Origin of the sequence: Microcoleus sp. BM001215392 (assembly GCF_036700185.1) — a bacterium.
In the GTDB taxonomy this organism is placed as follows: Bacteria; Cyanobacteriota; Cyanobacteriia; order Cyanobacteriales; family Microcoleaceae; genus Microcoleus.
Genome location: NZ_JAUBOJ010000238.1, coordinates 1 through 11,484 on the forward strand (window position 1 = coordinate 1; position 11,484 = coordinate 11,484).

Below are 11,484 nucleotides of genomic sequence, written 5' to 3' on the forward strand. Positions count from 1 at the left end.
CTGACATCTGCGGTTTCTGTATCGATCGAAGACTTATGCAATTCAAGTCTATTATCCATTACCAGAAAGAATTGGTTGAAAGCCCGCCCGCCGGAGCGGGATCAATTAAAATCAGACTATTCATTCCTCCAATCCTCTTCCTTCTAGGTAGAGGTCGCTCTCTGGGGGTCAACTGTCCCAGGTCAACTGTCAACTGTTGAACATACATACCCGATTTTTCGCTCTCAAGGCTATATATGAGTAATCATAAATATTGGGCTGGCGCGGTTTAAAATCCCGATCCGGGTTGTTTGAGAAACTCTGCTTCTTCCGGGGTGGTGTCGCGTCCGAGAATTTGATTGCGGTGGGGAAATCTCCCAAAACGCTCGATTATTTTAAAATGCCGCACTGCAAAATCAATGACTGAATCGCTGTCAGGTTCGCCGATCAGTTGGCGAAATAATTGCACAGATTTTTGCTGGTGTTCTAAGTTTTCGCTGTGTTCAAACGGCAGGTAGATAAACCACTTTTGTACTGTCAATAATTCGCGATCGAAGTTATTGTTTACAGCGTGTTGGGCGGCGGCTAAAGCTTTGCTGTCTGTGGCGAAGGCTTGGGGATTTTCGCGAAACATATTGCGCGGAAATTGATCGAGCAGTATGATGAATGCTAGGCAGTTTTCTGGGGAATTTTGCCAAAAGTCGAGTTTACCGGATGCTGCTCGTTCGTATTCTGTCAGAAAGCGCGATCGCACTTCCGTATCAAAAGCCGCATCTTTCTCAAACCACTTCTTTTGAACTTTGCCAAACTCAGGAGAGGTGGATCGACCAAACCAAAAATCTAAAACTTCATTCATTAGCAATGTAGTGTGCGATGGATGATTGGATTGCAGCTTCTGTGTCTGTAGTTGCACAAAATAGGCTTGATGCGCAACTACAAACCGCAGCGATTAATCATTGGCAATGATGACTGAACAAATTTTGCTGTCTGGTACTTAAATTTACGAACTAGCAAACAGTCTGTCCCAAGTTTTGCCTCCCACAATTCCGTCTACAGGAAGTTTTGCTTCCCGCTGAAATATTTTCACTGCATCTAGGGTTGTCCGGCCGAATATGCCATCAAGTGCGATCGGTTCTGGACACACACCCCGGGCGTTCAACAATTTTTGCAGTTTCCTCACATCTTCCCCTCTCGATCCGTGTTTTAAAATCCTTTTATGGTAACGGACTTCTGGTTCGTGACAATCATTAGTGTGGCAAGCTGCGTCGCCCCCGCCCCCAGAATAAGTGGCTGCATTGGCGCCAGTCAAAACTAATAATCCGAGAACTGCTAGTAAATAATAAAAAGTCTGCGATCCAACCATACTTTCCCTGTTAATTTTCTTAAGCGTTTTCTGCAAGTTTGACCCGCAATAAACGGGTAAAAGCCACCGACACCAGGAGTGGACAATATCAAAATTTTAGACTTTTGTTCAAGCTCCCAGATGCAATCGGAGAGTAAATCTAAAATCTAAAATCTAAAATCTACTGACAATTGTTTGAGAGTTAGAAACCGGGTGTCTGGGATGGAGGCGTCCAATCTCGACCGGGTTTCTGGCAACAGTCAACAGACATTTTACAATATAAGTGGCTTTACTGCAAAATCTCCGATCGTGCAAGTTAAATTTTGTTGCTCTTGGGTTGCAGCAAAGGTAACAATTACTTCGCAAGCAACAGAAACTGTCAGCATTACCAAGTTTCTCGCTAGCGGGTAATCGCAAACGTCATCATTGGCGGCGGTCGGAACCCGATAGTGTTGGTTCCAAATTATTTCGGAGTAATCGGCGGCTAATCCGACGTGCACGCAGGGAATGGAGGCGATCGCACAGTAATCTTTGACTGCTTGCCGCCCGACGCTGTTATCAAAAGTATCGATCGCCAGGGCGCTGTTGGCAAGCAGTCGATCGACATTGGCGGGTGTCAATTCCTTTGAGTGCGCGTCAATGCTGACGGACAAAGCGCGGTACAGGTTGTTGGCGAGAATTTTGGCTTTGAAGGCGCCGATGTCCGATCGATAATAGGGTTGAGTGGAAAGGTTGCGCTCTTCGATGCGATCGCGATCGACGACTTTTAACTGACAAAAGCCCGATCGCGCCAGACTCTCTACAATATTCGCACCCAAAGCGCCCGCGCCGCACACCGTTACCGGGAATTTTTTTACCAGCGACATCACTGCGGAAGTTCTGTAAAGTTGTTCGTGAAAAAATATACTCATGACAGTTGACAGTTGACAGTTGACAGTTGACAGTTGACAGTTGACAGTTAGAAGTGTTGTCCCCTCTCGCGAACCTTAGTCAGGATTGATGATTTTTATCGATTTTCGACTACTCCGACTAATGACTGCAAGTCGAAATCATTGTCTAAGCCGCTGAGACAAATGCCAGAACTCATTACTGTTAAGTCATTTTTGGCGATCGCCGAACTATGATATTCTCCACTGCTGCTAGTCCATTCAACTAGCCAATAATCAGCGCGATCGCTAAAATCTCGCAACTCGCCGCCGCCCATCTTCAACGCCCGCTGCAAGCGCTGTTCGTCGCGCACTTTCGGAGCGAAATCTTGAATATTTCTAGTCACCAATTCATAAACAGTTCGCATTTCAGGCGTCATCCCTTTAAAGCGAACATCTTGAGGCAAAATCAACTTTTTCAAAGCTGCTTTCAACTCCTCACACAGCATCGGATCGGCGCGCCTGTCAATCTCTTCAAACCACAAACAATTACCGTCCCAGCGCGCCACAATCTGCTCGAACTGCGAGCCTTCACTCACTAAATGTACAGGTACAGGTTTAGCAAAACCCAGGCGCTGTTTAGCATCAGACTCGTTAACAGGATAAGCCAGCCAACTGTTCCCTTGCAGCACGCGAGCTAATTGCAAGCGAATCGGTACCAGCAGTTGCAAATATTCTGCCATTTGCGGCAAACTGGGTTCGTCAACCACAGCAGCAATTTTATCATTAATTGGCTTAAAAATAGCCCATCCTTCAAACTTGCGCTGCTGCAATTGAAAAGTATAAATCATGCCAGCTATCCTTGTTCGCACCCTTCCCCCCCGCACGCAGGGTGCCAGGAATTGGGTATCGAGCAGTTCCCCTTCTTGGGCTGCGAGTTGGCTGATAATTTTGCGGATATTTGCCATGAAGTAACCTCCTTCAACAGTTGACAGTTGACAGTTGACAGTTGACAGTTGACAGTTTAAGAGTGACCTCTGCCATTAAGGCAGAGGATTGGAGTAATGAATAGTCTGATTTTAATTTCTCCCTCACTCGTGAGAGGCTTTCAACCAATTCTTTCTGGTAATTTTACTTATTTTTACACGACCTGCATTGAAGTTAAGCGAATATAAACATTTACCAACAGTCTTGACATCAAGGAAATTCCGAATATAATATTGAACAATCATTCTAATTAAACCTTGTAAAAACATCGAGTAAATATGCTGCAAAAACTCTGTTTTAAGTTAGTATTAGTGACAAGTCTAACACTTCCTATTTTTGGCTCGGCCCAAGCAGCTAAAGCTGAGAACACTCATGGAGCTACTGCTTATTCTCCGACTTCTGACGCCACCGGTATTAGTTGGGATCACGGTACAGAGAAAGAAGCACTAGATGCGGCAGTAGCGGCTTGCAATCAACAAAGTGGTGGGGCTAACGATTGCGCACCGCTGACTTCTAATACTAATAATTGTGGAGCTATATCAGTAGGGAAAGGAGGAGCAGGTGCAGGCTGGGGCGGTGATAAAGCATCAGCAGAAGCTCAAGCTCTGGCTGCTTGTAGTGAACTCGAAGGAGGCAAATGTAAAATACAGCTTTCAGCTTGCAACAAGTAATTGAACTGATGGAAGTTGGTCTGAGCAGTGTATATTTTCTCTTGTAAAATAGCTCAGAAAATAGCCATATTATGTCTGTTTATTTACGCGATAAACATAGTTTGTAGTGAGGACTTTAGTCCGCAGCAAGAAGGACTAAAGTCCTCACTACAAACCAGTAGGGTGTTTACGGCGCACCTTACCCAATTAATCTCCTACTTCAGAGGTAACTGCATCCGGCGGCAGCAAACTTTCTAATCTATCTTTAGACCAGTATTCAGTAGGATAGGCGAGTGCAATAATATCAGAAAGTCGAATCAACCACGTAACTTGTCCGTAAGCATCGGTATTTTCCCCGTGTTCGTTAGGGGGAACTATCACCAAAAGTTCAGCAAACTCCCCGAACAAATTAATCGGGATGCCGCCAAAACTACTATTATTTGTTTTAATCCAAACTTTACTGCCTCGATCGAGAGCTTCTTGGAGTCGCTGGGACAGCAAAGTGGATTTTTTGACCAGGGATTTTTTGGCTTTCGACTTTTTTCCCATAGTTTTAAGAAGTTAAAGTAGTTGTACTGTGGTTGCACAGTCGGTTACACAGTCGGTTAGAGAGTGGGTGGAGATCGGCGTGCGATCCTTTTCGTTGGCGTAGCCCCCGTAGCAGCGGGCTTCGCTAACGCGATTTGGTATTGAAACTGACAAAATGAAAAAGGAAGATCGCCCGATCGGCATCCTAACAGTCTAGTGTATAAGAAAGTGCCGTACTGCGATCGTCATAACAATTTAATCACAAAATCGGGAAATGACCGACGGTATCAATTTACAGAGTGAGTAAACACTCCCCGTATTTATACTGTGTCCGAATGCAGTATAATCGGCGAAGTCTTCCCAAATCGTTTAACTAAAACAATGGACTGGCGAAAGCTCATTCATCCCAACCCGAAAACTTCAACAATTCAACCACCAGCGCCAGAAACTCGATTGTCTGTAGAATTCCTGTTGGGGCTGTTTGCGGCGGGATGGACAGAAGAACAAGTTTTAGAGAAATATCCTGCACTCACTTCTCCCAAGCTGCGCGCTGCTTTGGCTGCTGCGGATTCGCAGTTAGTTTCATCCATCGCGAATCCTGAGTTACTGGAAATTATCGAACAAACTAAAGAAGAGTTGAGAATCGGGGAAAAGTTGCCGCTTGAGGATATTGAGGGAGATGTTTGGGAGTAATCTTAAATACGGTGAGATGGGAATTATACAGTAGTGCTGCTCGCGACAAATAATCGCGAGCGACGATGCTCGCACTACTCGGAAAATTCTAATTCTATCTCTGCCAAATGTCGGTGATGTTAAAGCATTCCCTCTAGCATAACTTGTTCTGACGGTTCTAGTTCATCTGCCTCTTCGTCAAGCCCAAATTTTGTGCAAATTTCATCCAGCGTCTGAGGTTGAGTTACTCTTGATTTAGCTCGCTTCAGTGCTGTTAACAAGCGAGTTGCATTAGCGGGCGATCGCAGTAAGTAAAGCGTTTCTAGCAAACTTTCTAATTCGGCCTCAGAAATCAAAACTGCATTTTTGCCATTATGTCTGGTAATGACGATTAATTCCCCATTTTCAACAGCCCTAGTGCAGAGGTTATCTAAATTAGTTTTAGCTTCAATGTATGTAATCTCAGTTGACATCATACTAGAATTCCAAATATTTTTGGCAATAGAGCAAGAAACCCCTAACCCACCCTCACCAATATCAATAGACCAGCACGCGGTAGTAACTTTAACAATTCCCTGTACGCTTGTAACAATACTGGGCTTAATTTGTGAGGTTTTAGAATGACCCCTCATTCATCTAAGCCACTTAGCATGGCAGAGACCAACTTAATCCTGTTGTGGAGTTGTGCTCGCTTCTATTGCATTGGCTACCAACTTGCTCAATCGATAAGTTCAGTATTCCAGTTTGCTTGCTGTATTTTAGTATCTAACTCCCGATACTGTCTAGACATTCGATCCATTTGCGTTTGCACTTCACCAACGTCGATCGTACTGAAAAATTTGACTTCCGATCGACTATAGCGGTCTTGCCTCAAAGCGCTTGCGTCAACTACAGAATTGTAGATGCCGCGCTTAAGCGCGAGAGCATCTCTCTTGGCTAAAGCATCCGATAAAGTCACTCCATCTTCCAGAGTGGTCAGCGAATTAGTCTTGTTAATTTTCTTAATTAAGTCTTCCAGTTCTTGCACCCCTGCATCTATTTCGCTCATCAGTGCTTGAGGATTTTCGGGAGGTTCTTCTCCTTCCTGTACTTTAGCACTTCTGATCAATCTGGCTCGCAGTTGTTCCATTCTTTTTTGACAGTCAGCTCTTAAAATTAAAGCTTCAGCTAGTTTCATAATGTCTTGTCCTTCAGAGCCGTGCAAATTTTAACTATATAAGTAGATTGCGATTTACCGTTGGGTGGGGGCGGGTTTACGAGATTGTCGATTATCGGCAATTATTGTCTGTGAACCCGCCCCTACAATACCGGGAATTAGATCGTAACCGAGCGCTCCGACTTGATATTACAGCCGCTTGAGACTAAGAAATAAGGTCGCAGCGCGCACGCTACAATTTACTTGTCATCCCTCACAGGCAGCGTTGTATCCAGAATCTCCATCAACAATTCCAGCCGCGAAGGACGAGACAACATCGGCACCAAGTTCGGCAGCGAGTAATAATCACCTGCAAACGTAAACGTTTCTACCGACACTTGCTTGTCCTTCAATTGTTTTTCAACATATTCGCAGTAAGCGCCAACTCGCACAATCACTACATCAGGAATTACGCCCAAAGTGTGGCAGTATTTCTGATAAGCATCTGCAAAATAAGGTGCAGAGTTTTCGCCTTCATCTGTTACCATAATGAATTGCTCAACCACCTGCTTCTTAATCCGCATTGCTTCCACCGCGCAACCGCAACTTGTGCCGCCGCCTGCACGAATGTGATTGAATGCGCGCTCCCAATCGGTCAATTCGCTGCCGTTTGCTTGCACTGGATAGGGCATCGTGTCAAAGGCGTAGACGAACAGCGCAGCCTCGGAAATGCCGGAAATCATGGCAGCGAGACGCTTACCAACTTCGATCGCACTTTCCATACTTCCCGACTTGTCAACCAACAAACCGGTGGCTTTAACAATCTTGCCGCGCTTCTTCACCTGTTCGTTAGTCACCGCTTCCAGCTTCGCCGCCGTGGCTGCGTCGAAGTTTCCGCTATCGCCTGCAACACTCGCTTTGTATGCAGAAACTCGATCGCACTTTGCGGCTTCATCCAACTTCGAGTCAATCAACTGCTTGACTTGGGGGTGATCCATCGCGCCGCGAGACTGAATCGATTTCAGGTTGTTGATGACTTCCTGCGGCGACATTGAGTTAATCAGGGCTGCTAACACCGTTGGCGTAAGCATTTTGATCGCACCAACTGCGATCGTATAGGGAATCTTGTATTCAACAATCAAATTCGCCTGTTCCGCAGGAGTCGCAGCCTTCGCTAACTGCTTCAAAACAAATGCCAGCGAGTCTTCCGGCGGATTGTCCTTAAATAGAATAGCATTAGCTCGATCGCTCGGCTTGACGTGCAGAGTCGCGTATAAGTGCTTCATCGCCTTGCGGTTGCGGATGGCGGCGCGATCGAAAAACTGGGCATTCTTTTCGCGCGATCGCAGATAGCGAGTGACAGCAGTGCGCGCACTTCGAGGCAGCTTATTCTGGTGCTGCTTCATAAAGTCCACAATCCGCGAAACCTCGTAGGGCGGGAACTCTTGTAACATCATAAACCCAGCGTCTCGGTGCTCTGTCAGCGCCGAAGTCAGCAAATTTCCGGCAAAAACTTCTTTGTGATCGCGCACGTCGCCCTGACGTTGATACCACACGGCTAAATGACCGTAAAAAATCGGATCTAATTCGATAATTAACTTGTGAATTTCTGTCACCTTTTCCAGTTGGCGGTGAGGTGTGGTGAGCAGACTGTTAAGCATTTCTAAACGTAAATCGCGCTCTGCTGTATTCATATTCATTGGTGTCACCTAATGTTTTGTACCTATTGCCTTAGTCCGCCAGGGATTGAAATCCCTAGCTCAAAGCTTAAGTCCTCTGAAGAGGACTAAAATGCGTGTTTGAAAATGTATTTTCTGTGTAAAAACAAAGTTAACAATGTACCTAATTGCAGGTTTGTCAAGTACAGATCGGAAAGCGCTAAAAATCGAGCTTCTTCAATAAACTCGGTTTCTGGAGTACCTTATTTACCTAAAAAATACTGTATCTTTAGTCCTCATAGCGAGGACTTTAGCTATTAGCCAGGGATTTTAATCCCTGGCGGACTGTTTCGGAGTCGATCGCCATTAAATCCGGTTCAACCCAATTATTTCGGGCTTCCCAAGACATCAGGTGCTCGCGGGTGTAGTGGTTCCAGGGTAAAGTGGGATCGGCATATTCTGCAATCAAACCGTTAGCTAAATGTACGATCGAGCGATTCCGGCCTTCATCAGCCAGATACTCGCGCACAGTTTGCGCCCAAAACAGCGTTAGCGTTTCGTGATACCCGCTGTTTGACGTGCTTTCAATGCCATTCACAGCGTTGTAATGTTTGATGCCATTGCGAATCGCATCGATCGCCTCTGAGTCCGATTCGCCCAACAGAAAATACCATAAAGCAACGGTTAAATGGGCTTCGTGCGTCCACTCGCTGCGCGGGAGGCTGCATTCTTGGAAGGCGTGGAGGAGGGTATCTATCTCGTAGGGCGATCGGTAAATTGCAAGTTTTTTGCTCATAGCTAATACCCAATCAATTGCTTAGTCCGCGGAGGCGGACTTCGTATGTGTAGGATCGGTTTCAACCGCCGACTCATGTCTTTTGACTTCGTATGTAGTCTCGGTTTTAACCGCCGACTCATGTCTTTTAACTTTTACTGAGTTGTTCCGCGATGAACTTAATTTGCTTCTTGTTGCACTGACGTTTGCTCGCAGTATACTTCCATGTTTTGACACGGGAGTAATATTGATGAATTACCTCCAATTCTTCCCGATCGGCTAGCTCGAAAAGATACCAAATGCCATCTAGCTTTTGATAATGATGGTAATCATCAATCTTGAGAAAATCATCAGGCTTTTTCGGAGGTAATTTTCGTATCTTGTTTGCTAAGCAGAGTATCCGCGTCTCAGGGTGAACGTAAAGTTCCTCTTTCCAAGAACCAAGTTGACGCCGATACTGGCGATTGTAAACAATTCCATCAACCAACACAGCATCTCTTTCCACATAACCCCAAACATGGGAGAGAATATGTTTTCCAGACAGCGTAGTTATATCAAGAATTTGACACAGTTCGTGGTAGATATTATCCCAATCTTGTCCTACTTTGCTCCGCAGCCAGCGAGATAAAGGCCCCAGACAATCAGAAAAATATTTGCTTTTGTTTCTCAGTTTGAGTAGATAAGGACTCAACAGTCCATCTGTCCAGGCTACCTCAGTAAGTCTATTCAAAAATTTCTTGTTTCCTTTCACCTTTTTCAAACTGCTTCTCAACCCACCGCGAGGCCTTTCAATGACGATTCTATCTAATCGATGTTCGCTCATAGCAATTGAAAATTCTAAATTAAATTATCCCTGTCATGGATGAAGTTTTGACAAAGAAACAGGTTTGTTTGCCCAATCTACGGACTGCACTGAAAAAGATGCTTCAACAGTTGACAGTTGACAGTTGACAGTTGACAGTTTAAGAGCGACCTCTACCTAGAAAAAAGAGGATTGGAGTAATGAATAGTCTGATTTTAATTTCTCCCGATCGGACGGGCGGGCTTTCAACCAATTCTTTCTGGTAATAAACCCGGTTTCTAGCCATTCGCGAGCAATTTCTGTAAAATTTGACAAAATTTAAAACACTTCGCGCAAGTCGAAAAAGCTTTATTCACAGCCGTTCTTACCAGTTTTACCTAGCAGTGGACGCGCAAACCTCATCTAGAACTAGAGACTCGGAATGCTTCCCTAATTCGATCGCTCGAATATCGGTACCTTAGGGCAGTTATATTTACTAAAGTGTGTAAGCTTCATCAGTTAGGGCGCGAAGTGTTTCGTTTGTAACAAGGAATTCAGTTGTTCAAAAATTGGAAGTTCCGCGCAAGTTGGAAAAGCGGTTTAACATACCGATTGCTCTACCCCTGAGCTACAGCCCCTTGAACGGGACTGACAGGATTTGAACCTGTGACCAATTGGTAGAATTGTGTGTATGCGCTTTAGATGTTAGGGCGCGAAACTGAAAATACCAAAGGGATATTTTCCCTTATTTTTCATAAGGTTTGATCGTTCGGACTTTAGTCCGCAGAAAAAGAAGGACTGAAGTCCGAACGATCAAACCTTTCTCATGAAGAAGGTTGAATCAAAATGTTGTGATAAAAAAGTCACTTCGCGCAAGTTAAGAAAGCCGTTGTTCATACGCAGGAGTTGAACCCGCGACCGTTTCTTTAAAAAGAAATGCTCTACCATGAGCTAGTATGTAAGCTTCCTTTGTGAGGGCGCGAAGTGGAACTTTTAACCGCGTTACAGATATAAAAACTTAAGGTATGAGAGGCGGCGCACGAGTCAGAGAAGCTTTGTTTTTTACGCCTCGCGGCGAGGTAGGAATCGAACCTACGATTCGATTTTAAGTCGAACGTTACCAGTTTGTAAGCTTCTTTAGTTGGGGTGCGCCCCCGACAACCGATAATTTTTTATTCCGCGCAAGTTGGAAAAGCTTTTGACAACTTCTAGCGTGTTTACCATTTCACCATAAAAGCCGAAGCCTTCAGCGGGACTTGAACCCGCAATCTTTTCAGAGCTAGAACCTTAATGTTTGTATGCTTCTCGAATTAGGGCGCGGAATAAAAGTAAATTCCTAGCCGTAAACTGCTTCTGGGCGGACAATTAAATCACCGCTGGGACGGCGATCGAGCACGTAAGAGTCGAAGCGATCGCTCTTGACATCAAAATGATTGGCCAGACGTTCCTGAATTGTTTTGTCGCTCATTCCTGCCGCGATACCCAGTTGGTTTTCTGCCACATCATAGGAACGTCCTTCAAAACGAATGTGAACCATAACTGTTACCTCCTTAAGCGATTTTAGATTTTAGATTTTGGATTTTAGATTTGGGATTAGTAGCTGTTATGCTCTTTAGTTGTGGCGTTAGTCGGTAAAAATTGCCAGCATTAGCATCAGCGCTAACACGACAATTTTTACATAAACAAACGCCGCTCTAAATGGTAAGCTTGTTTGAGATGGCGGATTTCTTCAGTCTTTTGGAGCGATCGCACTCGATCGCAACTGTGCTGTTCTGCATCCGCCTGAGATTCGTTGAAATTCGGCTGTTCACTTACAATATCTGACTCTGGTCGAGTCAGTCTGTAACTGAACAGTCTCGTGAAAAGTAACAACATGACAATTAAGTCTGTATTGCAAGACTTTCAAATTGATGTTCCTTGAAATCTCGAACGCTATTTAGTTGTCAAGGTTCAGATGTGGTACGGAAAATACAGGTTTTTGGCTCTCCTGCGCTTTCCATATGTCTATACTACATACATACTACAAGAGTGTCAAGGGGGTAGGAAAAGTTTTTTAGATACAGGTACGTAGTTGCCCTTGGGCGCTCTTTCATATATATATTAAGAGCGCC

At 44.8% G+C, this 11,484-nt stretch carries 14 protein-coding genes and 1 tRNA gene; 2 read left to right on the forward strand and 13 right to left on the reverse strand.

Annotation, left to right across the window (positions count from 1 at the left end; genetic code table 11):
* Window positions 1-268 precede the first annotated feature (268 nt).
* The 4 genes from QT974_RS22185 to QT974_RS22200 all read right to left on the reverse strand — a co-directional run bounded on the left by QT974_RS22185 (window position 269) and on the right by QT974_RS22200 (window position 3,155).
* Window positions 269-835 (reverse strand): DUF924 family protein, encoded by a 567-nt coding sequence (locus QT974_RS22185; RefSeq protein ID WP_333470585.1) that lies wholly within the window; start codon window positions 833-835, stop codon window positions 269-271.
* Between the two features lie 144 nt (window positions 836-979).
* Window positions 980-1,342, reverse strand: coding sequence for a peptidoglycan-binding domain-containing protein (locus QT974_RS22190; RefSeq protein WP_333470586.1), 363 nt, complete (start codon window positions 1,340-1,342; stop codon window positions 980-982).
* Window positions 1,343-1,593: 251 nt separating this feature from the next.
* Entirely contained in the window at window positions 1,594-2,232 is a 639-nt protein-coding gene (locus QT974_RS22195) for a HesA/MoeB/ThiF family protein (RefSeq protein WP_333470587.1), read from the reverse strand.
* A gap of 95 nt (window positions 2,233-2,327) precedes the next feature.
* A complete protein-coding gene (locus tag QT974_RS22200) occupies window positions 2,328-3,155 on the reverse strand; it encodes a hypothetical protein (RefSeq protein ID WP_333470588.1) in 828 nt (275 codons plus the stop codon).
* A gap of 297 nt (window positions 3,156-3,452) precedes the next feature.
* On the opposite strand from QT974_RS22200, the gene QT974_RS22205 reads away from it, so the two are divergent.
* Entirely contained in the window at window positions 3,453-3,845 is a 393-nt protein-coding gene (locus QT974_RS22205) for a DUF4189 domain-containing protein (RefSeq protein ID WP_333470589.1), read from the forward strand.
* A 186-nt stretch (window positions 3,846-4,031) separates the two neighbouring features.
* On the opposite strand, the gene QT974_RS22210 is transcribed toward QT974_RS22205, so the two are convergent.
* The gene (locus QT974_RS22210) at window positions 4,032-4,373 is read right to left on the reverse strand and encodes a hypothetical protein (protein ID WP_333470590.1); all 342 of its coding nucleotides are present in this window, start codon (window positions 4,371-4,373) and stop codon (window positions 4,032-4,034) included.
* 360 nt (window positions 4,374-4,733) lie between these two features.
* On the opposite strand from QT974_RS22210, the gene QT974_RS22215 reads away from it, so the two are divergent.
* The gene (locus QT974_RS22215; RefSeq protein WP_333470591.1) at window positions 4,734-5,045 is read left to right on the forward strand and encodes a DUF433 domain-containing protein; all 312 of its coding nucleotides are present in this window, start codon (window positions 4,734-4,736) and stop codon (window positions 5,043-5,045) included.
* Window positions 5,046-5,164: 119 nt separating this feature from the next.
* Here QT974_RS22215 and QT974_RS22220 read toward each other — a convergent pair whose 3' ends face one another.
* The 8 genes from QT974_RS22220 to QT974_RS22255 form a co-directional block, all read right to left on the reverse strand.
* Entirely contained in the window at window positions 5,165-5,500 is a 336-nt protein-coding gene (locus QT974_RS22220; RefSeq protein WP_333470592.1) for a type II toxin-antitoxin system Phd/YefM family antitoxin, read from the reverse strand.
* 242 nt (window positions 5,501-5,742) lie between these two features.
* Window positions 5,743-6,201: a DIP1984 family protein gene (locus tag QT974_RS22225; protein ID WP_333470593.1), complete on the reverse strand. Its 459-nt coding sequence runs from the start codon at window positions 6,199-6,201 to the stop codon at window positions 5,743-5,745.
* A 218-nt stretch (window positions 6,202-6,419) separates the two neighbouring features.
* The gene (locus tag QT974_RS22230; protein WP_333470594.1) at window positions 6,420-7,859 is read right to left on the reverse strand and encodes a hypothetical protein; all 1,440 of its coding nucleotides are present in this window, start codon (window positions 7,857-7,859) and stop codon (window positions 6,420-6,422) included.
* A 268-nt stretch (window positions 7,860-8,127) separates the two neighbouring features.
* Window positions 8,128-8,613: a hypothetical protein gene (locus tag QT974_RS22235; protein WP_333470595.1), complete on the reverse strand. Its 486-nt coding sequence runs from the start codon at window positions 8,611-8,613 to the stop codon at window positions 8,128-8,130.
* A gap of 127 nt (window positions 8,614-8,740) precedes the next feature.
* The gene (locus QT974_RS22240; protein ID WP_333470596.1) at window positions 8,741-9,322 is read right to left on the reverse strand and encodes a hypothetical protein; all 582 of its coding nucleotides are present in this window, start codon (window positions 9,320-9,322) and stop codon (window positions 8,741-8,743) included.
* A gap of 945 nt (window positions 9,323-10,267) precedes the next feature.
* Window positions 10,268-10,334, reverse strand: a tRNA-OTHER gene (locus QT974_RS22245).
* Window positions 10,335-10,709: 375 nt separating this feature from the next.
* Window positions 10,710-10,910, reverse strand: a complete 201-nt coding sequence (locus tag QT974_RS22250; RefSeq protein ID WP_333470597.1) for a hypothetical protein — start codon at window positions 10,908-10,910, stop codon at window positions 10,710-10,712.
* Window positions 10,911-11,047: 137 nt separating this feature from the next.
* A complete protein-coding gene (locus QT974_RS22255) occupies window positions 11,048-11,248 on the reverse strand; it encodes a radical SAM protein (RefSeq protein ID WP_333470598.1) in 201 nt (66 codons plus the stop codon).
* Window positions 11,249-11,484: the final 236 nt, after the last annotated feature.

Coding starts and splice junctions, on each gene's coding strand:
- QT974_RS22205 (WP_333470589.1), top strand. CDS start 3,453: ATGCTGCAAAAACTCTGTTTTAAGTTAGTATTAGTGACAAGTCTAACA.
- QT974_RS22220 (WP_333470592.1), bottom strand. CDS start 5,500: ATGATGTCAACTGAGATTACATACATTGAAGCTAAAACTAATTTAGAT.
- QT974_RS22195 (WP_333470587.1), bottom strand. CDS start 2,232: ATGAGTATATTTTTTCACGAACAACTTTACAGAACTTCCGCAGTGATG.
- QT974_RS22255 (WP_333470598.1), bottom strand. CDS start 11,248: ATGTTGTTACTTTTCACGAGACTGTTCAGTTACAGACTGACTCGACCA.
- QT974_RS22235 (WP_333470595.1), bottom strand. CDS start 8,613: ATGAGCAAAAAACTTGCAATTTACCGATCGCCCTACGAGATAGATACC.
- QT974_RS22185 (WP_333470585.1), bottom strand. CDS start 835: ATGAATGAAGTTTTAGATTTTTGGTTTGGTCGATCCACCTCTCCTGAG.
- QT974_RS22225 (WP_333470593.1), bottom strand. CDS start 6,201: ATGAAACTAGCTGAAGCTTTAATTTTAAGAGCTGACTGTCAAAAAAGA.
- QT974_RS22215 (WP_333470591.1), top strand. CDS start 4,734: ATGGACTGGCGAAAGCTCATTCATCCCAACCCGAAAACTTCAACAATT.
- QT974_RS22230 (WP_333470594.1), bottom strand. CDS start 7,859: ATGAATATGAATACAGCAGAGCGCGATTTACGTTTAGAAATGCTTAAC.
- QT974_RS22250 (WP_333470597.1), bottom strand. CDS start 10,910: ATGGTTCACATTCGTTTTGAAGGACGTTCCTATGATGTGGCAGAAAAC.
- QT974_RS22210 (WP_333470590.1), bottom strand. CDS start 4,373: ATGGGAAAAAAGTCGAAAGCCAAAAAATCCCTGGTCAAAAAATCCACT.
- QT974_RS22200 (WP_333470588.1), bottom strand. CDS start 3,155: ATGGCAAATATCCGCAAAATTATCAGCCAACTCGCAGCCCAAGAAGGG.
- QT974_RS22190 (WP_333470586.1), bottom strand. CDS start 1,342: ATGGTTGGATCGCAGACTTTTTATTATTTACTAGCAGTTCTCGGATTA.